Here is a 23,207-nt window from a genome sequence, read left to right on the forward strand (position 1 = left end):
GACCCGTTCTGTTTAATATATGTAACGGCGCTGTGACAGGAAGACCAAATGTTGTGTATCGGTCGCCCGTTCGTTGTGCGCCGCACCTAGTTGCTGTGCAGCATAGCGGGTTCCGTCGCCCGTCTCTGTAACTTGAGCCCTGAACGTCAGGTTCAAATCAGTCATGAATTTGACGATAATCTAGCGAAGTTGGCAGCCGCGGCGTTGACCTGAGACAAATCTTCCTCGTCCGCCCCAAGCAGGCTGAACGCGCCGTACCCCCCCCTTTCACGCGGATTGTTAACCAAGCGGCGGGCGCACGTTCAACGCACACAATGTCTCAGGCGCGGCTTCGCCGGACTGCGGACGGTATTCAGGCGCTGATGATGTCGTGCAGGTCGAGCGGCTTGTCGACCTGGGCGAACCATTCGGCGCGGTTCGCGGCGCGGCGGCGGCCGCGCTCGTCCAGCGGCAGCTTGAGCTGCCGCAGCAGGCTGGTGACCTCCTCCCGGGCCGTGACGTGGCCGAGATTGGGGCGGGTGCCCAGGGTCGCTTCGTCGATGTCGTCGAGCGCGGTCAGTCCGCGCGGGAAGAACTCGCGATAGACGACGCGTTCGGCAAAGCCGTCGATGGCGCGAAAGCCGAGCCGCAGCGACAGATCCTTGAGGCCGTCGGCGACCAGTTGCTTGTTGCGGGAGCCGAGCATCGACAGCCGGTTGCGGACCACGATCCAGTCGGTCATCGCACCGTCCACCTGGCGGCGCTTGCGCCGGACGTCACGCACCATCTCCGCATAGTGGCTCTCGCCGGTCACGGCATAGGTCGCCGGATCGACCGTTCCCAGCACGTCGAAGTCGAGGAAGCTGTCGTTGATCGGCGTGACCAGCGTATCCGCCATCGAATGCGCCAGGCGCATCAGGTAGCTGTCGTTGCCGGGCGTATCGATGACGATGAAATCGAACGAGCGTTCGACGGCGCTCACGGCCTCCATGAACTGCTGGAACTCGGCGTTCTCGTTCTCGTCGATCTGCAACGTCCGGCCGAGCTGGATGCAGTAGTGCGTGGGCAGCTCAAGGCGCAGGCCGGTGCGGCGCGCCCAGGCGCTGCGGTTGTTGATGTAGTGGGTGAAGCTCTGCTGGCGACAGTCGAGATCGATCGTGGCGACGCGCTGGCCGGCCTTGAGGAGTGCCACGGCAATGTGCAGGGCGGTGGTCGACTTGCCCGATCCGCCCTTCTCGTTTCCAAGCACAACCACGTGGGCCGAGCCCGATTGTCCTTGGCTAGTCTGCACCAGCATGTTGTCGACCTCTTACGATCATCTTCGAGTCACGGTCGTCTGCGGTCAAGTGAAATGCATCGTCATCGTGAATCCCACGGGGGACGCATCCTCCGCTACTACTTGACGCGCGCGTTTACCAACTCCGCATCGGACGCGGAGACGTGCTAACAGGCGTATTCAAGTATGCTGAGCGGCGTGTCGCGTCCTTGTTAAGGGCGGTCGCCCGAGCGTCAAGGCCGAACAGAGCAACCGCAATTTTTCGCTGTGAGATCGAGCAAAAATGTCACGAAGCCCTCGCGTCGCCCGCACCGTTTCCGCCCTCCGCCGCGAGCTCGACAGCTTGCGCGCGAGAAAGGCCAGCATCGCGCTCGTGCCGACCATGGGCGCGCTGCATGAAGGCCACATCTCGCTGGTCCGGCTGGCGAAGCGCCGCGCCGACAAGGTGGTCGTCTCGATCTTCGTCAACCCGACTCAGTTCGCGCCGACGGAGGATTTCGGTTCCTACCCCCGGACCTGGAAGGAGGATGTTGCGAAACTTGCGGCCGAGCGCGTTGATCTGATCTGGCATCCCGACGCGAAGGCGATGTATCCGGACGGCTTCGCGACGCGGGTCGTGCCGGAAGGCGCGGCATTGGCCGGGCTGGAGGATCGCTTCCGTCCGCATTTCTTCGGCGGGGTCGCGACCGTGGTCGCCAAGCTGTTCACGCAATGCCGGCCGGACGTCGCGATCTTCGGCGAGAAGGACTATCAGCAGCTCCGCGTCGTCGCCCAGATGGCGCGCGACCTCGATCTCGGCGTCCGCGTCGTCGGATCGCGTACGGTGCGCGAACGCGACGGGCTCGCGATGTCGTCGCGCAATGTCTACCTCACTGCAGACGAGCGGCGGGCGGCGCCGACGCTGCACCGTGTCCTGAAGGAGCTGGCGGCCCGGCTGCGCGCCGGCGACGACATACAGACCGCGATTGGGGACGGCGCCGCCGCGATCACCGAAGCCGGCTTCGCCTTGGACTATCTCGAGGTCCGCCACGCCGAGACGCTGGCGCCCATCGCCCCGAACGAGTCAGGACCGATACGCATCCTGGTCGCGGCCAAGATCGGAACCACGCGACTGATCGACAATATCGCCGGCTGAGCCGCCGGGAAATCAGCGGCTCACCAAGACCGCGAGTGCTCCCTCGCCGCAAGGCCAGAGGCAGCGGCAACTGACGCTGGGGAGCGTCGCTCTGCCCTTGCGATCGAGTCTGAATTTCCGCCCCGGCGTGAGATGCTCACGCGCAACACCGGCAACTCATCGAGCGGCTACAGCAGGCCGAGATCGCGCAGCTCGCGGCGCAGCGGCTCGGGCATGGCTTCGACCCCCGCCGCACTGGACTTGCCGAGATCGGCCGGCGCATCCTCGGTGGTCAGATAGCGCCACCCCTGGAACGGGCGCATCGGCCGCGGCGACACCGCGATCACCTTCGGCTGCATGATGATGCGGCACCGCCCGATGCCGTCGCCGTCGCGGAACGGCTCGATGCCGACGATCTTCTCGCGCGCGGCGACCTCACCGCGGATCACCCAGTACAGCGAGCCGCCGGCGAGGATGTCCTCGACCCGTTTCGGCGTCATCCGCGTGACATGGACGTGCTGCTGCGGCAGGCCCTTCTTCTTGGCCGCGAGCATGCGCTCGGCGATCCACTCCTTCAGCTCTTTCACGGACTCGCAGCCGACGGCGAGCTTGATCAGGTGCAGAGGCATGATGGCGGTTCGACCAGCGGGATCTATTCGTTGTTGGCGGCCGGCTCGGCGGCGTCAGGCGCCGCTTGAGGCGCCGCGGCAGCCGGCTTCGGCTTCGGTGCGGCCTTCCTGGCCGCCGGCGGCGCCTGGGCGTGGCTGGCAGCCACGGTCGGCGGCGCTGCGGGCGACGGCGCAAGCTGCGTCGGCGGCTTCGGCGCAGCGGCTGCCGGTGCGACCGAGCGCGTCGAGGCCGTCGGCTCGGGATTCATGATGCTGACCGGCGGGGTATTGGCCGAGCTGGGAAATTCCGCCGTCGTCGGCTTGCCGCTCGGCGCCGACGGCGCCTGCCCTGGAGGCGCCAGTCCCGCAAAGGTTCCAGCGACGGGCTGGCCCGGCGCCGCATTCCACTGCGAGGCGTAGCGCGTCACCAGCCCCTCATAGGTCCGCCCTTCCATGTTGTTCATCAGTTGCTGGCGATCGCCCACGGCACGGAACATCACGCAATCGCTCGGCGTGCAGCGGTCGCGCGTCAGCAGCACATAGGCCATCAGGCCATAACGATCGCGCTCGACGGCGCGGCGCAGCGCCAGCAGTTCCGCGGTCATCACCTTGTTGGCGCTGGCGACGTCGCCCACCTGAGACAGCCGGCTCAGCATGCCCGCCGCATAACTGACGGCCGCGGCGGTCATCTCGGCCGATCCGAACAGGCTCTTCTCGCAATTCGCGAGCACCAGATCGCCGGCGAGATCATCCACGCAGGCCAGGGCGGGTGGCGAGAGGCCGACGGAGGCGGTCGCCGCAGGATCGCCATTGGCGCCACGCAGGGTCGCATCCTGGCTCCGCATCATCGACGCCACCGCAATCCCGACCGCCAGCAGCGTGATCACCGTCAGCGCGCCGTTGGCGACCGATTTCTCGGCCCTGAGCAGCGTCATCAGCACGACCAGTGCAAAGAAACCCGCCGCGGCAACGGTGAGCCACATCGGGAACGCCGGTGAGTTCAAGAGCTGATCCAACGAGGAAGGCCAGGTCGAGTTCATGCGCGCTTGTTCCTGACGTGGGCCAGCGAAAGCGGGCCCGATGGCGTCCCTACATGGGACGGCCGTGAAACGATCATCAAATTCAAATGATCACCCGATCGATTGCGGCCCCACCACGACAATAAGACGATTCCATGCGCCTGCGGGCGCCGGATGGTGTGGAGCTACCCGCTATCCCCAAAGGGATCGCGCAGCAATCGTCCGCGTCTCGCGCCACGGCTCCCGAACGCGTGGCAACTCCCCCTCTCGCTTCGGCTACGTCTCCGGCGGCCGCCTCCGCCGACGCGGCACGTCATCCTCAAGACAAGGCCAATTGGCTCTCTCTGGCAACCCGCTCAAAGGCTTCCGTCGAGCTTTTGATCCGATACTGGCAGTCGTCGTCTTCCGTCGGAAGCTGGCGGATGATCTCGTAGGTGCCGGTGGCAGCCGGACGCGAGACGTTGCTCGCGGTAAAATAGACGGTCGATCCAATGGGGAACTTGTGTTTCAACGCCCTCTCCTGCTCGCGTGCCGGCAAGAGCCCCTTGTCCCGCTGCCCGGGCCGGCGTGTCTTTATAAATATCGCGCTTATATCACGCCGCCGCCCGCCCTGACCAGCGACCTCACGACATGGCAAACACGGAGATTGCGAGAGTCTTCAACGGGATGACGCCGTAGGCGGTATTCCTGGACGAGCGCGTCGGGGCTCGCTCGTCCACCGCAGACCATATCGTGAACAGGCGACGCCGTTCAGACTTTCTCGACCCGGTCGATGATCCAGCTCTCCGCAAGTCCGTCCTTCACCCACGCCGCGAACTCCGGCATCGCCATCATCGTGTCCATGTAGGCACGGGTCTCGGCGGCGACCGGAATGGCGAAGCTGTGGAAGCGCGTGACCACCGGCGCGAACATGGCGTCGGCCGCGCCGAAGCGGCCGAACAGGAACGGCCCGCCATTGCCGTAGCGGGCACGGCAGTCGCGCCAGATGTCCTCGATCCGGGCGATGTTGGCCTTGGCATCGGCAGACAGCTCCACGGGCCGCACCGGCCGGTGGAGGTTCATCGGGCATTCGTTACGCAAGGCCGGGAAGCCGGAGTGCATCTCCGCGCAGACCGATCGCGCGTGGGCGCGGGCAGCGGCATCGGCGGGCCACAGCCCCGCTTGCGGGAAACGCTCGGCGAGATATTCGATGATCGCGAGCGAATCCCAAACGCTGATCGCGCCATCGATCAGGATCGGCACCTTGCCGGCCGGGGAATGCTTAAGGATGCGCGCCTTGTCGGCGGGATCGTCGGTGTAGAGCGGGATCACGATCTGCTCGAAGGCGATGTCGCAGCCGCGCAGCGCCAGCCACGGCCGCATCGACCATGAGGAATAGTTCTTGTTGCCGATCACCAGCTTCAGCGTCATGTCCAGCCGTCTCCGTGTTCAGGCGTGCATGGGCCGCGCCGTGTCGGCCATGGGAGCCTTGCCTTCCAGGACGCATACAGGATCGGCGGCGGCCGCGTCGACAGCGACTTGCTCCGATTTGCGTCCCCTTGCGCGCAACACGATCAGCGCGTGAAGTCCTGCGGCGTGAACGACATCTCGATCACCTTCCACTCGTCATAGCGATCCCGCGGCAGCATCGAATAAGGCTGGCAGGCGTTCAATGCCTCGACGGCGCTTTCCTTCAGCTGCGCAGCCTTCAGCGGTGCGATCACCTCCCTCACCTCCGGCTCCGTCGCCAGCCGCCCGTCGGGCGTCATTGCGAAGCGCAGCCTGACCATGACCCGGTCGGACGGTGACATCGAAGCCGAAAGACGGGCGCAGCTCCTGACCCGCTGACGCAGCGCCGTCTCCAGATTGGCCGCGAGGTTGGTCGTCGCGGCCGGCCCGGCGTCCTTGGCATCGTCCGGGCCGATTGCCGGCGGCAGCGGCGAAAGCGGCTCCGGCAGGCCCAGCATGACGCCGTATTTCACCGTGATGTCGGGCTCGGGCGGCACATAGCTCGGCGCCGGAGCCGGCACAGGCGGCGGCAAAGGCTTGGCGGCCGACTTCGCCTCCGCCTTGGCGGCCGTCTTCACGGCCTTGGACGGCGGCATCGGCGAAGGCTGTGGCTGCGCCGGTGAGGGAGACGGCGGCTTCGGCATCTCCTTCGCCTCCTGCACCGGTGGCTGCGCCGGCTCAGGCGCCGGAGGCGGCGCGGCGGCCGCCGGCGACGGGCTCGGCGCCGGCGGCGGCAGCGTCAGCTCGGGCGATGGCGACGGCGTCGGCACCGGCGTTTTCTGCGGGTCGTCGGCATCGACGATGTCGACCGCAACCTCGTCAGTCCTGGCAATCTCGTAGGGACGCACCGTGGTCGAGACCACGACCCCACCGGCGATCAGGAGATGCGCGAGCACCGATGCGGCGATGCCCCAACGGATGAACTGCCAACGTTCCATGCTGCTTCACTTGCGCCCGCTCCTGACCGAACGCCGGACCGATTGCCTGGGCTGCGCGCGGTCTCGCCGATCATTGGCAGGGATTGCAGCGCCAGCCGCCATCCGGCCCGCCGGCCGCGCCTGCCATGTCGGTGTCTAGCATAGCGGCGCGGGCGCCGCCCTCAATCCCATTTCGGCGCAAAGGCGAAGTTGGTCATCCGCCCTTCGGGACTGCCCATCGCGAAGATGTCCGCCATGTCCTGCTCCGGGAGCTCGAAATCGAACACGTCGAGGTTCTCGGACAGCCGCTCGATCTTGGAGGTGCGCGGGATCGCCACGACGTTCTGCTGCACCAGCCAGCGCAGGCAGATCTGCGCCGGGCTCTTGCCATGGGCGCGGCCGATCCGCGTCAAGGTCGGATCGTTCTTGATCTTGCCCTTGGCGATCGGGCTGTAGGCGACAAGCGCGATGCCATGGCGCGCGCAGGCCTCGCGGACCTTGGTCTGATCGAGATAGGGATGATACTCGACCTGGTTGCACACCAGCGGCTCGGGCGATGCCGCCACCGCCTCGTCGAGCAAGGCAACCGTGAAATTGGAGACGCCGACGTGGCGTGCGAGCCCGAGCGTCTTGGCATGCGCCAGCGCGCCGAGCGTCTCGGCCAGCGGCACGTGCGGGTTGGGCCAGTGCAGCAGCAACAGGTCGACCTCGGAGACGCGCAGCCGGACCAGGCTCCTTGGCCGAGCGTTCGAGATCGTGCGGCGCGAAATGCGTGGTCCACACCTTGGTTGTCAGGAACACCTCGTTGCGCCGGACGCGGGAGGCGCGCAGGCCCTCGCCGACGTCATGCTCGTTCTCATAGACCTGGGCGGTGTCGATGTGCCGGTAGCCGAGGATGAGCGCCTGCTCGACGATGCGGCTGCAGGCGCGCCCGCGCAGCTCCCAGGTTCCGAGACCCAAAGCGGGAATTCCGGCACCATTGGCCTCGATCATCAGCATGGCCGTGCACTCCAGAGCGCGTGCAACATTATGTAGGCACACGCTGGGCGTTGCCAACGCACGACCCGTGTTTGGCTTAAGTCTTGGCTAAGGCGGCAAACACCGTCTCGGGCGCGTGCGCGATGACGGTGAGCAGCGCGCGCGCCGGGCCGCGCGGCATGCGCTTGCCCTGCTCCCAGTTGCGGATGGTCTCGACGGGCACGCCGAGCTTGGCGGCGAATTCCTGCTGGGTCAGCTGCACCCGCCGCCTGAGGTCGCGCACTTCGAGCGGAGCCGCGGGCGCCAGCGGAATCTCCTCGCCGTCACGCAGCTCCACGATCCGTCCATCTGCCTTCAGCCGCAAGCGTTGCATCGTCCGACTCCGTCTCGATCGACAGTCTCGCCGAACCGCGTTAAGGCCGGATTAACGATATAAGTCGTTCAGGGATTGTGCTTATTTCAAGCCGAACCACAGCGTGGCGATGCCGAGAAACGAGAAGAAACCGACGACGTCGGTCACCGTCGTGACGAAGGTTCCCGAGGCGACGGCCGGGTCGGCGCGGACGCGTTCGAGCACCATCGGAATCAGGATGCCGCCGAGCGCCCCCGCGACGAGATTCGAGATCATCGCAAGCCCGATCACGATGCCGAGCCCGGGCATCTTGAACCACGCCACGGCGGCGATGCCGGTGACGAGCGCGAAGGCCAGACCATTGACGAGCCCGACCAGCCCCTCGCGGATCACGACCCGCATCGCATTGTTCGGCCCGAGCTCGCGCGTCGCCAGCGCGCGCACCGCGACCGTCATGGTCTGGGTCGCGGCATTGCCGCCCTGGCTGGCGACGATCGGCGCGAGCACGGCGAGCGCCACCATCTGCTGCAACTGGCCCTCGAACAGGCCGAGCACCGATGATGCCAGGAACGCGGTGGCGAGATTGATCAGCAGCCAGTTGAAGCGCCCCTTTGCGATGGTCCAGACGCTGTCGGACAATTCCTCGTCGCCCGACACGCCGCCGAGCGCCTTGAAATCCTCGTCGGCCTCCTCCTCGATGACGTCGACCACGTCGTCGATGGTGATGACGCCGGCCAGCCGGTTATCGGCATCGACCACGGGGGCCGCGACCAGATTGTACTTGCCGAACAGCCGCGCCACCTCGGCCAGATCGTCGGTGACAGTGACGCGACGGCGGTCCTCGTCGATCAGATCGGCCAGCGGAACCGGACGGCGGGCGCGCAGCAGCGCATCGAGCGACACCGCGCCCTGCCAATGCCGTGCGTCGTCGACCGCATAGATCTCGTAGAACCGCTCGGGCAGATCCGGCGTCTCGCGCATGTAGTCGATGGCCTCGCCGACCGTCCAGCCCAGTGGAACCGCGATGACCTCGCTCTGCATGCGGCGGCCGGCCGAGCCCTCGGGATAGTCGAGGCTGCGCGCCAGCGCGTCGCGCTCCGACGGCGGCAGGCGTTCGAGGATCTCCTCCTTGTCCTCCTCGTCGAGGCTTTCCAACAGCTCGACCGCATCGTCGGATTCGAGCTCGCGCACGCCCTCGGCGACGGTCGCAGGCTCGAGCTCCTCGAGGATCTCCTCGCGGACCGCGTCGTCGACCTCGTTCAGCGCCGAGAAGTCGAAATCGGTGCCGGTCAGCTCGACCAGCCGGACACGGTCGTCCGGCGCGAGCGCCGCGATCAGGTCGCCGAGATCGGCCTCGTGCAGCTCGGCGACCTCAGCGCGCAGAAACGCCTCGTCCTCGGCGGCGATAGCCGCCGTGATGGCCGCGATGAATTCGGCGCGAATCTCGCCGGATTCGGTGCGCATCGGCGCGCGATCGCGTAGAGTAGCATCAGCATGGGCAACGTCCGATGTCTCGTTCATGACGTGCCTCACGCGCTTGATTTCAGAGCAAATGGTCTGATTTGTGCTTTCACGCATTACATAATCGGCAACAGCGAGCGCAACGGGAAAAGATGCGGCTTTGGCGACCGATGACGGGATGGGTAAACGCGGCCGGCGTCGTGGTGGCGCTGCTTGCGGCTGACGTCGCCGCAGCCGCGCCCGCCGCATGCCCGCACGAAGGTACGCTCGGCACGTCGCGCATTATCACCGTCGATCCCGCGACACATCCGCGCGTCGGCCTGAAGAGCTTCCCGGACACGCTGCCGCTGCACGACGGCGAGGTGGTGCTGACCTTCGACGACGGCCCGTCGCCGCCGATGACCGACAAGGTGCTCGCCGCGCTCGCCAGGGAATGCGTGCGCGCGACCTTCTTCCTGGTCGGCGAGCCTGCGTCGCGCCGCGCCGCGCTGGTGCGGAAGATCGCGGCCGAAGGCCACACCATAGGCCATCACAGCTTCACGCATGCGAATCTCGCGCACATCACGCCGGAACAGGCCGTCGATGAGATCGATCGCGGCATTGCCGCCGACGAGAAGGCGCTCAACGGCGCGGAGACGACCACGCCGTCGACGCCATTCTTCCGCTTCCCCTATTTCGAATCGACACCGGCGACGCTCGACCTGCTGCAGTCGCGCGGCATCGTCGTGTTCGGGGCCGATCTCTGGGCCAGCGACTGGAACCCGATGTCACCGCAGCAGACGCTGAAGCTGCTGACCACCCGGCTGAGCCAGGCGCGCAAGGGCATCATCCTGCTGCACGATCCGCAGCCGCGCACGGTCGCCATGCTGCCCGCGTTCCTACGCTACCTGAAGAACCACGGCTATCGCGTGGTCCATGTGGTTCCGAAGCAGCCGGCAGATGTGCATCACGAGCAGCATAGCGAGCGCCCTTCACCCGCGCCGACGACGCCGAACGAAGGTGGTTAATCCGTCGTTCAGGGCCGCTGTCTACGCTCGACGGCCGTGATCGCGGCGATTTCTGCCGCTTGCAATCCGGCAACAGCCGCGCGCAAACCGGAACCCGGAACGATGTCATCTCGCGACAGCCGAACATCCCTGCTATGTCTTGGCGGTCGCTTGCCCGTCCCGCGCGGCTGCGACACATCATCGAGCGTCGAAGACCCTGGCCGAAGGGGCCGGGACGGTGAAGGGAATGTGAGCAGCGTGATGCGTGATCGTCGGTGGGCTTGCGTCGGACGGCCAACATGGCTCGCAGTGCTGTTGGGCACCGTCGCCTGCGTCGCCTCCAGTGTCGGATCGTCAGCCGCATCGGCGGCCGATTGTCCCGGACACCCGAACGCGCTCGGCACGTCGCGCGTCCTGGTGGTCGATCCGCGCGAGCATCCGCGCCTGGGCGCGATGCAGTACAAGGAGACGCTGCCGCTCAAGGATCACGAGGTCGTCATCACCTTCGACGACGGGCCGCTGCCGAAATACAGCAATCGGGTGCTGCAGATTCTCGCCGACCAATGCGTCAAGGCGACGTTCTTCACCATCGGCCGCCAGGCCAAGGCCGATCCCGAGGGCGTGAGGAAGCTCGCGGCCGCCGGCCACGCCATCGGCACCCACAGCCAGAACCATCCGCTGAGCTTCAACAAGATGACGCTCGAACAGGTCCAGCCGGAGGTCGATCAGGGCATCGCCTGGACGAAGGCCGCGCTCACCGATCCCTCCGCGCTGTCGCCGTTCTTCCGCGTGCCCGGCCTGCTGCGCGGCGACGCCGTGGAGAGCTACGCCGCCTCGCTCGGCCTGCAGGTCTGGAGCGCCGATTTCCTGGCCGACGACTGGCGCAGCATTTCCGGCGCCAAGGTCTACGAGCTCGCGATGAAGCGGCTGGAGGCGCGCGGCAAGGGCATCCTGCTGCTGCACGACATCCAGGCCCGCACCGTCACGGCGCTGCCCAAGATCCTCGCCGATCTCAAGGCCAAGAACTACAAGATCGTGCACGTCGTGGCGGCAACGCCGGACCGGCCGGCGACGCCGACCGAGCCCGAGGATTGGCTGGTGCATCGTCCGTCGGACGAGACCCCGGTGGCGCATTGGCCCAGGATCGCGCCCGTCGATCTCGCCGGCGCCGAAACGCGCGCCCGCGCCAGGCTGGACGATTTCGGCATTCTCGACGTGCCCGCGGCCATCACGCACGGCGCCCAGAAGCCGGCATGGCCGCGTCCGCCGCTCGCGCCGCGCCTTGCAGCGCCGGCCTTGGCAGCGCCGGCGCCCAATCTGTTCGCATGGCCTCCTGTCGCGCCGCTGTCGGCGCAGCGGCATCAGCTCGCCCGGCTCGAGAGCCCGGCCCCGAAGGCGGCGGCCGCCAAGCCGGCGCCGCGTCCGCTGCGCCTCGCCAGCCTCAGGCGACGCTGAACATTCGCAGATGTTGCACGCGGGGATGCGGCACGATTCGCTCGCCCTCGCCTTCGGCTGCTCGAGCTCGATATCGCGGCGATCGGCCTGATGCACACCGCTCGCGGTGCGCGCGATCAGTTCGAGACCAGCTTGCTGACGCAGAGGATGACGGCGGCCGCCAGGAAGAACAGGTCCATGTAGGACTTCTTCTCGCCGTCCTTGCGCAGCGATCCGACGTCGGACACCACCTGCCTGCTGACAACCTGCCCCACCGGCCCGTCGCCCAGCATGCCGGCCAGACGGCGAACGTCCGACTCCATCTTCTCGATCCGCCCGAAGAAGTGGAAGGTGCGCACCACCGTGACGGCGCGCATGCCGGCATAGATCAGCACCACCAGCGCCAGGACGGCGCGGTTCTGGTACTTCTCGACGTAGTTCAGGCTGAGATAGACGGCCGCGAGAAATACGAAATTCGAGATGAAGCGGTACACGAGGCCCGTGAAGTTCATCTGCTCCCCCACATGATGTTCGGATCACTGGCCGACGACAGAACTCACGAAACGCGTTTCGCCCCCGCGTCCTGGTCCAACCGGCATCACCCTAGGAGAGCGGGCTTGCGAATTCGTGAAGTGGAAATTTTGCAGCGCCAGAACGGCCCAGAACAGCCACGCTTGGTAAACAAGGGACTGCGTGGCGGGCGCCGCTGCAGCCTGCAATTGCAGGGCTGCAACGGCGCTCGCAGCTATGCGCCGAAACGCGCCGGCGCGCAGGCGGCGACGTCGACGCTCGGCGCTTCGCCGCTCATCAGCTCGGCGAGGATGCGTCCCGTCGCGGGCCCCAGCGTGAAGCCCTGGTGGCCGTGGCCGAAATGCAGCCACAGGCCCTTGTGACGCGCCGCTTGGCCGACGACCGGCAGCATGTCGGGCATGCACGGCCGCGTGCCGATCCACGGCTCGGGCTCCACCGGCTTGCCGAGATCGATGAGCTGGCGCGCGGCAGCCTCGGCCTTGCCGAGCTGAACCGGGGTCGCCTTCGCATTCGGCGATGACAGCTCGGCGCCGGTCGTGATGCGCACACCGAGCGCCATCGGGTTCATCAGATAGCCGCGCGCCGCATCGCGCAACGGCAGATCGAGCGGGGCGCCGCCGCTGTAGTGACGGTGATAGCCGCGCTTGCGCACCATCGGGATGTCGTAGCCGAACCGCTTCAGGAACTCCGGCGACCACGGTCCGAGCGCGACCACCACGGCCTCGGCCTCGATGCGTCCCTCCGCCGTGGTGACGGCCCAGCCGCTGCCCGCCTGTGCGAGCGTGGTCGCATCGCCGCGCAGCAGCTTGCCGCCGCGCCGCGTGAACAGCTCGGCATAGGAGCCGACGAGGCTGCCGGGGTCGGACACGGTCCACGGCTCCTGCCAGTGCAGGCCGCCGATGCCGCTGTCGATCAGCCCGGGCTCGGCCTGCTTGAGCTGCTGTGCGCTGAGCAGCTTGAACTTGACGCCGAACGCCTTGCCGACCGCCTCGGCCTCCCTGGCCTCCTTGTCGAACTGCGCCTGCGTCCGGTGCAGCACGCGAAAGCCGTCACGGCGCACGAGATTGCCGGCCCCGGCCGCGAGGATCAGCGGCTCGTGCTCGGGCGCGGCGCGTGCGATCAGTTGCGCATAGGTCCGCGTCAGCACCTCGTGCCGGGCGGGGAACGAATTCCACCAGTATTGCAGCAGCGAGCGCACGTGATAGGGCAACGCCGCGAGGCTGTAGTGCACGTCGTTGGTGCGCGCCAGCGCAATGTCGAGCACGCCGGCGAGATCATAGGGCATCGCGTAGGGCCTGACGGCCTCGCTCTGGATGATGCCGGCATTGCCGTAGCTGGTCTCGCGGCCCGGCTCCCTGCGGTCGACCAGCGCCACTGACCAGCCGCGGCTCTGCAGGTGCAGCGCCGTGCCGACGCCGACCATGCCGCCACCGAGAACAATCGCGCTTTGCATCGTCATCACTCCTGCCTCAGGTCCGCGCCGCTGCGACGACGGTGACCTCGATCTTCACATCCGCCATCATCTGCGCCTGCACCGTGGTGCGCACCGGCAGCGGGTCCTTGAAGTGCCTGCGATAGGCCTCGTTATAGGCGGCGAAATCCGCCTTGTCGGCGAGGTGCACCATGCAGGACACGACGTCGTCGAGCGTCAGGCCTTCGCCGGCAAGCGTCTCCGAGATGTGCTTGAAGACGAGATCGGTCTGCGCCGCGATGCCTTCGGGAATGCTGCCGTCATCGGCAACCGGGATTTCGCCGGACAGGAACACCAGGCCGCCGGCGCGGCGCACCAGCGAAAACGGCCATGAGGGGGCGTCGGACATCGTTAGTCGCTCCAGGATGTATTGATCATGATGGCCGGCCTCAATCCCACGCCATGAAGCCCGGCGTCTGCGCCAGCGGCGGCAGCGACGCGAGCCTGGCGAGGTCCGGCCGGGGACGGCGCAGCTCGGCGTCATCGGCAAAGGCGGCCTCCAGCGCCGCGGCGACGCCGAGCACCAGCGCATCGCCGCCGCGGGGACCTACGATCTGCAGACCGAACGGCAGGCCGTTGTCGTCGAGGCCGAGCGGCAGGCTGAGCGCGGGATGGCCGGCGAGCGTCACCGCATAAGCGAGCGCCAGCCAGTGGAAGTAGGAGCGTGTCGGCACGCCGTCGATCTCGGCCGGATACAACTCGACCCACGGCCGCGGGCTCAAGGTGATGGTCGGACTGATCAGCACGTCGTGGCTTGCGAAGAAGCCCTGATAGGCGCGGTAGATGCGGGTCTGGTTGGCGCTCGCGCGCGAAAAATCGTCGAGGCTGTAGCCGAGCCCCTCCTCGACATTGGCGCGCACGTTCGGCCCCAGCATGTCGGGCCGCTCGCGAAAATTCTTGCCGTGCTGGGTGAGGAACAGCGAGGCGCGCAGCACCGCGAAAGTCTCGTCGGCGCCGCTGCAATCGGGTGCGCTCTCCTGCGCGTCAGCAAACAGCGGCGCGATGCGCGACACGCGCGCGCGGAAGGCGCGGCGGATCAGCGCTTCCGTCGGCGCAAAGCCGAAATCCTCGGTGAAGGCGAGCCTGAGCGTCTTGAGTTCGACCACCGGCGGCACCGCCCAGCGCGATGGCGCGCCGCGCACGGCTTCGCCCGGCAAGGTGTAGGCGAGCGGATCGCGCGCATCGTCGCTCGCCATCACCGACAGCATCAGCGCGGTATCGGCGACATCGCGCGCCATCGGCCCATCGGTCGACAGGCACGACCAGCCATGGGCGCGCTTCTCGCTGGCGACGAGGCCGTAGGACGGCCGCATGCCGACGATGCCGGAGAAGCCGGCCGGATTGCGAAGGGAGCCGCCGGTGTCCGAGCCGGAGGCCAGCGGGGCCATGCCGCAAGCGAGCGCGACCGCCGAGCCGCCGGAGGAGCCGGCGGCCGAGCGCATCGGGTCGAACGGGTTGCCGGTGGCGCCGAACACGGGATTGCGGGTGTTGCCGCCCGCCGCCCATTCCGGCGTGTTGGTCTTGCCGAAGATGATCGCGCCGGCAGCGCGCAGCCGGCCCACCGAGGCCTGGTCGGCCACGGGCACATTGTCGGCCAGGATCGGGCTGCCATAGGTGGAGCGCATCCCGGCGGTGTCCTGGGTGTCCTTGATCAGCACCGGCAGGCCGTGCAGCGCCCCCCGGTCCTCGCCCCTCACGATCTCGGCCTCGGCGGCCTTGGCCGCCGCGCGGGCAGCCGGCTCGTCCAGGGTCACCACCGCGTTGACGGCCGGATTCACCGCCGCAATCCGGTCCAGACACGATTCGAGCAGCGCAACCGGCGAGATCGCCTTTGTTTTCAGGAGGTTGACCAGCTCGACGGCGGTCTTGTCGCAAATCGATTCCACGGGCTTCTCTTTTCCGTTTCGGAAAACTATTTAGCATATAGGAAATCGAATGCACGACCCGAAAACGCATTGTTCCACCGCTGTCCACGCATGACCTTCGGACATCGGGGCACCCAATTGAATATGTTGTTCTTTGGGGCGAGATTGTCGGCCTGCCCCGGCCATCGGCACGCCTGATCCGCTAACGGATTTTCCGGAGATCGCTTTGACAGACACTGCCATCAGCGTTTCAGCCGAAGGCCCCCACTCCCAGCTCGGCCAGTGCCTGAAGGCGGCCCGGCAGGCGCGCGGGCTGACCCTGAAGCAGGTCGCCGAAAAAACCGGCATGGCGCTGTCGACCCTGTCCAAGGTCGAGAACGGCCTGATGTCGCTGACCTACGACAAGCTGCTGCAGCTCACCTCGGGCCTGCAGATGGATATCGCCGAGCTGTTCAGCCCGACGACGCCGCGCCCCGAGCCGGGCCGGCCGGTGACGGCACGGCGCAGCATCAGCCGCTCCGGCCAGGGCCAGGTGGTGAACACGAGGTTCTACACCTACACCTATCAATGCACCGACCTGATCGGAAAGCGCATGGTGCCGATGATCGCCGAGGTGCGCGCCCGCACTCTGGACGAGTTCGGCCCCCTGCTCCGCCACAGCGGCGAGGAATACTTCCTGGTGACCCGCGGCACCATCGCCGTCCACACCGAGTTCTACGCGCCCGAGATCCTACACGAAGGCGACGGCATGTATCTCGACAGCACCATGGGCCACGCTTACCTCAACGCCGGCGACACGGACTCCGCGCAGGGCGTGTGTCTGTGCACCAGTGAGCAGGCCGATCTGTTCGAGCAGCTGCACCGGATCGCGAAGAAGGATGCGGTGGAGTGAGGGGCGGGTCGGCGGCACGTTGAAGCAGAGGCGAGACGCGCTATGTTGAACAAAGAAGGTTTTTGTCCAACAGAACCCGGATCATCATGGCCAAGGCACCTGCCGGCAAATCCCCCTCCCGCCGGGGCAAGCAAACCGCTCACGGCATGTCGCGCCGGCCTCGCGTTGAGGCGACGATTGGACGCGTCGTCCCGAGCGAGACGCGCGTCCAGGCGGTCATGCGGGCAGCCGAACGGTCCGGACTCCTCAAGGACAAGGCGGGACGGATTGGCGGACGCGTGAGCTCCGCGTTGGTCCGGCAGGCCAAACGGCAAACGGGAATCGAAACGGATACCGACCTTATCGAGTTTGCTCTCGCGACCATCGCGCTCGAGGATAATTTCGCGCAAGTCTTCAAGGAATCGCGCGGGACGGTCGATCCGAAACTGAAGCTCGGCTATTGAAGTGGCGGCATTCGACTACGAGAGCGCGCGGCGCTGGGCGCGTTTCGATCCACGGGGAACGCTGGCACGGCGGAGCGATGACGAGCTGCCATTTGTCGGACCCGGCCTGATTGCCGGACAAGGACTTTTGCTCGACACTTGTGTCTATATCGACCAGATGCAGAGCTGCTCGCCTCCCATTCTGGACGAAGTCATCGCGCGTCGTCAGGTCAACCACTCGATCATTGCGGTGCAGGAGTTGATGCACACGGTTGGCGCCTTGAACCCAGCCGACTCGCGCACTGCGTCCGTCATCGCGGTGGTTGGACGACAGATCAAGGCGACGCCCTCGCATCGCATCTTCACCTCAGACGCCGAAATTCTAGGACGCGCAGCACTCCTGTCAGGCATCCTTTGCCGAACCCAGGGTTATGACAAAGATGGCAAGTTCCGCGCTCTCCGCGATTGCGCGCTGTTCCTTCAGGCGCAGAAGCTCGGCTTGGTGGTCCTGACGGCAAATGTCACCGACTACGACATATTGCTTCAGCTCATACCGAAGGGACGAGCGCTCTTCTATCGAGGAGCCGAACCTGATCAGGCTTAGAGCTGTGCACTGAGCCAGTCTCGGTCGCGGTGCTGGGGCTTCGTGTCCGCACAACCGTCTTGGCTTCTTCATGTCGGACGTTGCGCCATGGCTGCAACGACGTCTCCTCGCTCTCATGGTTCAACGCCGTCCCGAGCAGCGCGGGAGAAAACCCGGTTGCGCCAAAACTCTGTTTTCGTCTGCCCCCTCAACCACATCACCCCTGTCCAGTCGTTCCGTGAAAAATATTCCTCTTTCGTTTTTCCGAAAATCATGATTTTCTACCACCGTCCCGCCTCGGCACGAGGGGCGTATCGCGATCGTCACGACACGCGGGGTGGGATGCGGTGGGCGTGTCGGCTCGCAGCGTGACCTGGTCATGCGGACGAACGAATTCGGTGCGCCGGCGAAATCGTAGGGTCCTGGCCTCCCGGTGCTGAGGCCAAGCTCGTGACAACGCGTTCGCGTTGCGCGGGTGACGGGGGCAAGACAGCCGGTCCCCGGGGAGAGGACGTATAAGCCGCCCAACCATCGCGCGGGGAATGCCGGGATGTCTCGGCTGAACCTGTGGTACCTGCCGCCAGCATTTTCTTTCGCTGGCGGGCCATGGGTGCGGCCAGCGCCCGGCATTCCCCGCGCCCTCGTTGTCGAGAGGGCGACACCACCTCCACGGCTCGGACGCCATGCGCGCCGCGAGGTCGCGAGAACACGTCCCGACAGCGCAGCTGATCGGCCGCAACCGGCGGATCGCTCACCGCATGCTAGCTGCGGGCTCACGTCGCTGTCCTGCCGGCCAAGGCCGACACGATCGCCTCCGACAATTGGCTCAGCCGGAACGGCTTGGCGAGAAGCCTGGTCGTCGCCCGGAATTCCTCCGGCACCAGCGAGGGGTCGGCGAAGCCGGACATGAAGACGATGGGCAGATCGGGCCATCTGCGGCGCACCTCGCGCGCCAGGTCGATGCCGGTCAGGGCATCCGGCAGGAGAATGTCGGTCAGCAGCAGCGCGACCGGGTCCGACCGCTCCAGCTCGGCAATCGCCCCGGCCACGTTGGTGACGACGACCAGGCTGTAGCCCATCGATGTCAGCATGGTCGATGCCATCGCGCCGACCAGCGGATTGTCCTCCACGACCAGGATCCGTTCGCCGGTCTGCGGCCGCGCCAGCCGCGCCGCGCCGGCGCGCGTGCCACCGGTGACGCCCGGCCCCGCGCTCGGCAGATACAGCGTGACGCACGTGCCCTCCGCCACCCGGCTGTCGATCAGCACCGTGCCTCCCGATTGCCGCGCAAAGCCATAGACCATGCTGAGGCCGAGGCCGCTGCCCTTGCCGAACTCCTTGGTGGTGAAGAACGGCTCGAAGGCGCGGCGCGCGATCTCGGGCGGCATGCCGGCCCCCATGTCCGACACCGCGATCGTCACGTAGTCCCCGGGTATGATGCGCTCGTCGCCGTCATCGAGCGGCTGGTCGAGCACGGCATTCGTCGTCGCGATCGTCAGGCGCCCGCCGCCGTCCATCGCGTCCCGCGCATTGAGCGCCAAATTGAGCAGCGCGTTCTGCAATTGCGTCGGATCGATCAGGCAGTGCCACAGCATCGGGTCCTGCGCCAATTCGATCTCGATGTTCTCGCCGAGCGTCCGCTGCAGGATGGTCGTCATGCCGCTGACGAGCTGGTTCACGTCGGTGATCTGCGGCTGCAGCGCCTGCTTGCGGGCGAAGGCGAGCAGCCGGCGGTTGAGATCGGCGACCCGCTCCGCCGCCTCGATCGCCCGCTCGACCATGCTGCGGCAGGAGACATCGGCGGGCGGCAAGGCGTCGAGCAGCAGATCCAGATTGCCGAGCGTCGCCGCCAGCATGTTGTTGGAATCGTGCGCGATGCCGCCGGCCAGCTGGCCGACGGCCTCCATCTTCTGGGCCTGGCGCAATTCGTCCTCGATGCGCTTGCGCTCGGTGATGTCGACCGACAGCACGAAATAGCCGCGCACCGTGCCATCCTGGCTGCGATCCGGCACCCGAATGGTCTGGCACCAGCGTTCACGGCCGTCGGGAAACGCGATCTTCTCCTCGCCGCCCGCGGTCCGGCCGGCCAGCGCGGCCTCGATCTTCGGCCTCACCTCGCCACGTCGCGCGGGATCGATGTAGTCGTCGATCCTGCGGCTGCGGCCGGCTCCGGTGGGCGGCTGCGCGTACCATTCGCGTGCGACACGGTTGGCGTAGCGGATGTCACCATCGGCGCCGACCTGGACGATCAACGCGGGCACGTTCTCCGTGACCAGCAGATGCTGCTCGAAATTGTCGCGCAGCGCCTGCTCGGATGCCGCGCGCAGCCGCCATTGCCGCGCCAGGACGAGGCCGAATCCCGAGATCAGCAGATTGAGCCCGGCGGCGATGGCGCTGTAGTACAGCGCGTTGTGTTTCCAGCCGGCCAGATACTCGACCGGATCGCGCGCCACGGTCACCACCAGCGGCAGGCCGGCGACGCGTCGATAGCTGATGCTCCGCGACGTGCCATCCGTCATGCCGCTGCCCTCGAAGCTGCCGTGAGGCGCCTGCGGGAGATATTGGCTGAACAGTCGATTGGACCGAACGTTGCGGCCGGCAAAATCGTCGGCGTTCGGCGAGCGCAGCAGGATCGTGCCATCGTCTCGATAGAGCGTCACCGTTCCGCGTTGCCCGACGTTCAGCGACAGAAAGAACTGCCGCAGATTCTCGTAGTCGACGGCCACGACGATCACGCCGGCGAAACGTCCGCCCGGCATCATCAAGGCGCGGCTCACCGCGATGAACAGACCCTTGTTCACACGCGAGGCCACCGGCACGTCGATGAACAGGCCGCGGCCGGGGTCATCGCGCTGGACCTTGTAATAGGCCCGATCGGCGAAATTGTTCTCGCGGCCGGGAACTCCGTTGCCGGCGCTGTCGCCGAGCAGGTTGCCGTCCGCATCAATCACGACGATGCCGCCCGCGGCGGGATACGGCGCCACCCTGCGCTTCAGCTCGTCGATCAGGGCCGGATTGCCGGCGGTGAGCAGCGATGGGTCCTGCTTGAGACTGTCGATCGTCGTGTTCAAGAGCACGTCGACGCCCTGGATGTTGCGCAACATGTATTCTTCGAGCGCGCGGGCGAGATCGCCGTTGGCGGCCTCGGTGGTCCGATAGGTCTCCCGATAATTGACGGAGAGCATGTGCGCCACGAAGGCATCACACAGCAGCGCCAGCACGAGGCCGCTCAGCACGATGATCCAGGGGGTCCAGCGCCGGTCCATCCAGGAGCCGGACGCGGCCCTGGTCCAGGCGTCGACAATGCCTGCCTGCCGCGGACCGCGCCGATGGTCGGCTCTCGCTTTGATCTGGTCCGGCATGGCGTCGAATTCAGGAGGTCGTCGGGCGGTTTGATTGTGAATCGATCGGCGCGTCAAGCATCGGCGAAGGTCCGGATTGTGCCGAATTCCGCGTCTCCAGGCGCGTCGCGATCCATATCGCGGGCGCTCGATAGCACGATTTGCCGGGGCGTGTCATCGGCACCCGCCAAGCGCTGCGGCGGTCGCGGAAGGGCTCGAGGCGTCAAGACGCGATCAGAGCTGATGCTCGAACGCCTCGCGCTCGGCACGGCTCAGATGCAAGCCATGCTTGGTGCGCCGGTCGAGGACATCGGCGGCCGTGACGGCCCACTCCTGCTCGCGCAAAAAAACGAGCTCGCGCTCATAAAAGGAGGAACCGAAATGGCGGCCGAGATCGCCGACGTCGCGGGATGCTCCGAGCAGGTCGCGCGCCCGGGTGCCGTAGAGCCGCGCATAATGTGCCAGCACCGCCGGCGGCAATCCCGGATACTCGCCGGCGAGATCAGCAAGGAACTGATCGAACGGCGCACCGAGATCGCCGCCCGGAAGGCGCGCGCCCGCCGTCCATGCCGACGCCAGCTGCGGAAACCATGGCGCGAGGCGCTCCATCGCTTGTTCGGCAAGCCGGCGAAACGTCGTGATCTTGCCGCCGAAGATCGACAGCAGCGGCGGCTGCCCGGGTGCACCATGTACCTCGAACGCGTAGTCGCGCGTCACCGCCGACGGATTGTCGGCGTTGTCGTCATAGAGCGGCCGCACCCCCGAGAAGGCGTGAATGATATCCCCCTTGCCGGGCGCAGCCCGGAAATAGCGGTTGAGCACGGCGAGCAGATAGTCGACTTCGGCACCGTCGATCGCAACGTCTTCCGCGCGGCCGTCATGCACGATGTCGGTGGTCCCGATCAGCGCCAGATCGGTCTCATAAGGATTGACGAAAATGACGCGGCGATCTGCGTTCTGCAGCAGATAGGCCTGCGATCCGCTCCAGAATTTTGGCACCACGAGATGGCTGCCTTTCACGAGCCGCACATTGTGCGCCGAGTTGAGCCCGGCGACGCCCTGCACCACGTCCTGCACCCAGGGACCTGCGGCGTTGACCAGCGCCCGCGCGCTGACGGTCTGCAGCTCGCCGCTCTCGGAGCGCATCTCCAGCCGCCAGACGCCATTCTCTCGCCGTGCGCTCACGGCGCGGGTGCGCGGCAGGATCGTCGCGCCCTTGCGTGCGGCATCGACCAGATTGAGGATCACCAGCCTGGCATCGTCGACCCAGCAGTCCGAATATTCGAAGCCGCGCCGGAATTCGGGGCGCAGCGGCGCGCCCTCCGGCTCATGCGCGAGATCGACGTTGCGGCTCGCTGGCAGCTGCTTGCGGCCGCCGAGATGGTCGTAGAGGAACAGCCCGGCGCGCACCAGCCAGGCGGGACGCTGCTCCGGCGAGTGCGGCAGCACGAAGCGCATCGGCCAGATGATGTGCGGCGCCGAGGCCAGCAGCACCTCGCGCTCGATCAGGGCCTCGCGCACCAGGCGGAATTCGTAGTACTCCAGATAGCGCAAGCCGCCATGAATCAGCTTGCCCGATCGCGACGAGGTGCCCTCGGCGAAATCGTCCTTCTCGCACAACAGCACCTTCAGGCCGCGGCCGGCGGCATCACGGGCGATACCAGCGCCATTGATGCCGCCGCCGATCACGGCGAGGTCCAACAGACCGTGATCGGTTCCGCTGCGTGAGACCGTCGCATTCATCGCTTGCTGCTGCGCTTCTTCTCTGGCTTGCTGCGCGCGGCGGCGCGCGCCTTTGCCGTCGCCTTGGCCGGCTTTGCCGCTTTCGCCTTCGGCTCCTGCAGCCCGTAGGTCGAAAACCCCTGCGCCGTCTCGGCGATCTCGGCGTCACCCAGAATGTGCGGCTGGCCAAGCGCGAGCGACAGATAATATTGCCGGGCGATGGTCTCGAGCTCGACCGCAAGCCACATCGCCTTGTCGAGATTGGCGCCGACCGCGATCATGCCGTGATTGGCCAGCAGGCAGCCGTTGCGGCCTTCCAGCGCCTCCAGCGCAAGCTCGGACAATTCGGCCGTGCCGAACCGCGCATAGCCGGCGCAGCGGATGTCGGTGCCGCCGAACGCCGCCATCATGTAGTGGCAGGCCGGGATCGGCTTGCGCGCGATGGCGAGCACGGTGGCATAGGTGGAATGCGTGTGAACGACGCCGCCGACATCCGGACGGCCGCGCATGATGTCGAGATGAAAGCGCCATTCCGTCGAAGGCTTCAGCGGCCCTTCCCAAGATCCGTATTCACCCTCGAGCGGCATCGAGGCGATCATCTCCGGCTTCATCGAGTCATAGGGCGTCGCCGAGGGCGTGATCAGCATGCGGTCCTTGTAGCGGGCGGAGATGTTGCCCGAGGTGCCTTGGTTCAAGCCCGACGCATTCATCCATCGGCATTTGGCGATGATGTTCTCGCGGATCAGCCGTTCCTCGCGATTCATGTCG

General features: G+C 66.6%; 21 protein-coding genes and 1 pseudogene. 6 read left to right on the plus strand and 16 right to left on the minus strand.

All coding sequences use genetic code 11. The features are described from left to right. Positions 1-352 precede the first annotated feature (352 nt). Positions 353-1,276 (minus strand): division plane positioning ATPase MipZ, encoded by a 924-nt coding sequence (locus tag QW881_RS30245; RefSeq protein WP_315740336.1) that lies wholly within the window; start codon positions 1,274-1,276, stop codon positions 353-355. Positions 1,277-1,538: 262 nt separating this feature from the next. Between QW881_RS30245 and panC the strand changes: the two genes are divergently transcribed. Beyond that, a complete protein-coding gene (gene panC / locus QW881_RS30250) occupies positions 1,539-2,390 on the plus strand; it encodes a pantoate--beta-alanine ligase (RefSeq protein WP_315754483.1) in 852 nt (283 codons plus the stop codon). A 167-nt stretch (positions 2,391-2,557) separates the two neighbouring features. Here panC and QW881_RS30255 read toward each other — a convergent pair whose 3' ends face one another. The 8 genes and pseudogenes from QW881_RS30255 to mgtE form a co-directional block, all read right to left on the minus strand. Next, positions 2,558-2,998: a DUF1489 domain-containing protein gene (locus QW881_RS30255; protein ID WP_315740338.1), complete on the minus strand. Its 441-nt coding sequence runs from the start codon at positions 2,996-2,998 to the stop codon at positions 2,558-2,560. 23 nt (positions 2,999-3,021) lie between these two features. Continuing rightward, entirely contained in the window at positions 3,022-4,017 is a 996-nt protein-coding gene (locus QW881_RS30260) for a hypothetical protein (RefSeq protein ID WP_315754481.1), read from the minus strand. A gap of 298 nt (positions 4,018-4,315) precedes the next feature. Next, complete coding sequence (locus QW881_RS30265) at positions 4,316-4,507, minus strand: hypothetical protein (RefSeq protein ID WP_315740340.1); 192 nt, start codon at positions 4,505-4,507, stop codon at positions 4,316-4,318. 239 nt (positions 4,508-4,746) lie between these two features. Then, a complete protein-coding gene (locus QW881_RS30270; RefSeq protein ID WP_315754479.1) occupies positions 4,747-5,406 on the minus strand; it encodes a glutathione S-transferase family protein in 660 nt (219 codons plus the stop codon). A gap of 143 nt (positions 5,407-5,549) precedes the next feature. Continuing rightward, positions 5,550-6,422, minus strand: a complete 873-nt coding sequence (locus QW881_RS30275) for a hypothetical protein (protein WP_315754477.1) — start codon at positions 6,420-6,422, stop codon at positions 5,550-5,552. A 161-nt stretch (positions 6,423-6,583) separates the two neighbouring features. After that, positions 6,584-7,400 (minus strand): annotated as a pseudogene (locus tag QW881_RS30280) (aldo/keto reductase). Between the two features lie 76 nt (positions 7,401-7,476). Then, complete coding sequence (locus tag QW881_RS30285; protein WP_315740344.1) at positions 7,477-7,752, minus strand: helix-turn-helix domain-containing protein; 276 nt, start codon at positions 7,750-7,752, stop codon at positions 7,477-7,479. 81 nt (positions 7,753-7,833) lie between these two features. Further along, complete coding sequence (mgtE, locus tag QW881_RS30290; protein ID WP_315754474.1) at positions 7,834-9,252, minus strand: magnesium transporter; 1,419 nt, start codon at positions 9,250-9,252, stop codon at positions 7,834-7,836. 110 nt (positions 9,253-9,362) lie between these two features. Between mgtE and QW881_RS30295 the strand changes: the two genes are divergently transcribed. Together QW881_RS30295 and QW881_RS30300 are read left to right on the plus strand one after the other, a co-directional pair. Next, positions 9,363-10,199: a polysaccharide deacetylase family protein gene (locus QW881_RS30295; RefSeq protein WP_315754472.1), complete on the plus strand. Its 837-nt coding sequence runs from the start codon at positions 9,363-9,365 to the stop codon at positions 10,197-10,199. Positions 10,200-10,439: 240 nt separating this feature from the next. Beyond that, entirely contained in the window at positions 10,440-11,633 is a 1,194-nt protein-coding gene (locus QW881_RS30300; protein WP_315754470.1) for a polysaccharide deacetylase family protein, read from the plus strand. Positions 11,634-11,749: 116 nt separating this feature from the next. Here the strand turns inward: QW881_RS30300 and QW881_RS30305 are convergent, their stop codons facing one another. From QW881_RS30305 to QW881_RS30320, 4 genes are all read right to left on the minus strand, one after another. Next, positions 11,750-12,124 carry a hypothetical protein gene (locus tag QW881_RS30305; RefSeq protein ID WP_315754468.1) on the minus strand — a complete coding sequence of 125 codons (375 nt, stop codon included), beginning with the start codon at positions 12,122-12,124 and terminating at the stop codon, positions 11,750-11,752. Between the two features lie 233 nt (positions 12,125-12,357). Next, the gene (locus QW881_RS30310) at positions 12,358-13,596 is read right to left on the minus strand and encodes an FAD-binding oxidoreductase (RefSeq protein WP_315754466.1); all 1,239 of its coding nucleotides are present in this window, start codon (positions 13,594-13,596) and stop codon (positions 12,358-12,360) included. A 16-nt stretch (positions 13,597-13,612) separates the two neighbouring features. After that, entirely contained in the window at positions 13,613-13,963 is a 351-nt protein-coding gene (locus QW881_RS30315) for a RidA family protein (RefSeq protein ID WP_315740350.1), read from the minus strand. Positions 13,964-14,003: 40 nt separating this feature from the next. Continuing rightward, complete coding sequence (locus QW881_RS30320) at positions 14,004-15,500, minus strand: amidase (protein ID WP_315754463.1); 1,497 nt, start codon at positions 15,498-15,500, stop codon at positions 14,004-14,006. Between the two features lie 205 nt (positions 15,501-15,705). On the opposite strand from QW881_RS30320, the gene QW881_RS30325 reads away from it, so the two are divergent. The 3 genes from QW881_RS30325 (at position 15,706) to QW881_RS30335 (ending at position 17,397) form a co-directional block, all read left to right on the plus strand. Continuing rightward, the gene (locus QW881_RS30325; protein WP_315754461.1) at positions 15,706-16,371 is read left to right on the plus strand and encodes an XRE family transcriptional regulator; all 666 of its coding nucleotides are present in this window, start codon (positions 15,706-15,708) and stop codon (positions 16,369-16,371) included. A gap of 62 nt (positions 16,372-16,433) precedes the next feature. Further along, positions 16,434-16,814 (plus strand): hypothetical protein, encoded by a 381-nt coding sequence (locus QW881_RS30330; RefSeq protein WP_316173089.1) that lies wholly within the window; start codon positions 16,434-16,436, stop codon positions 16,812-16,814. A gap of 1 nt (position 16,815) precedes the next feature. Further along, positions 16,816-17,397 carry a DNA-binding protein gene (locus QW881_RS30335; RefSeq protein WP_316159216.1) on the plus strand — a complete coding sequence of 194 codons (582 nt, stop codon included), beginning with the start codon at positions 16,816-16,818 and terminating at the stop codon, positions 17,395-17,397. A gap of 752 nt (positions 17,398-18,149) precedes the next feature. Here QW881_RS30335 and QW881_RS30340 read toward each other — a convergent pair. The 3 genes from QW881_RS30340 to QW881_RS30350 form a co-directional block, all read right to left on the minus strand. Continuing rightward, the gene (locus QW881_RS30340) at positions 18,150-20,738 is read right to left on the minus strand and encodes an ATP-binding protein (RefSeq protein WP_315754448.1); all 2,589 of its coding nucleotides are present in this window, start codon (positions 20,736-20,738) and stop codon (positions 18,150-18,152) included. A 213-nt stretch (positions 20,739-20,951) separates the two neighbouring features. Beyond that, complete coding sequence (locus tag QW881_RS30345) at positions 20,952-22,460, minus strand: glycerol-3-phosphate dehydrogenase (protein WP_315754446.1); 1,509 nt, start codon at positions 22,458-22,460, stop codon at positions 20,952-20,954. After that, positions 22,457-23,203 carry a class II aldolase/adducin family protein gene (locus QW881_RS30350; RefSeq protein WP_315754444.1) on the minus strand — a complete coding sequence of 249 codons (747 nt, stop codon included), beginning with the start codon at positions 23,201-23,203 and terminating at the stop codon, positions 22,457-22,459. Before QW881_RS30350 ends, QW881_RS30345 begins: the two co-directional genes overlap by 4 nt. Positions 23,204-23,207 lie beyond the last annotated feature (4 nt).

Source organism: Bradyrhizobium sp. SZCCHNS3016 (genome assembly GCF_032484535.1).
Lineage (GTDB): Bacteria > Pseudomonadota > Alphaproteobacteria > Rhizobiales > Xanthobacteraceae > Bradyrhizobium.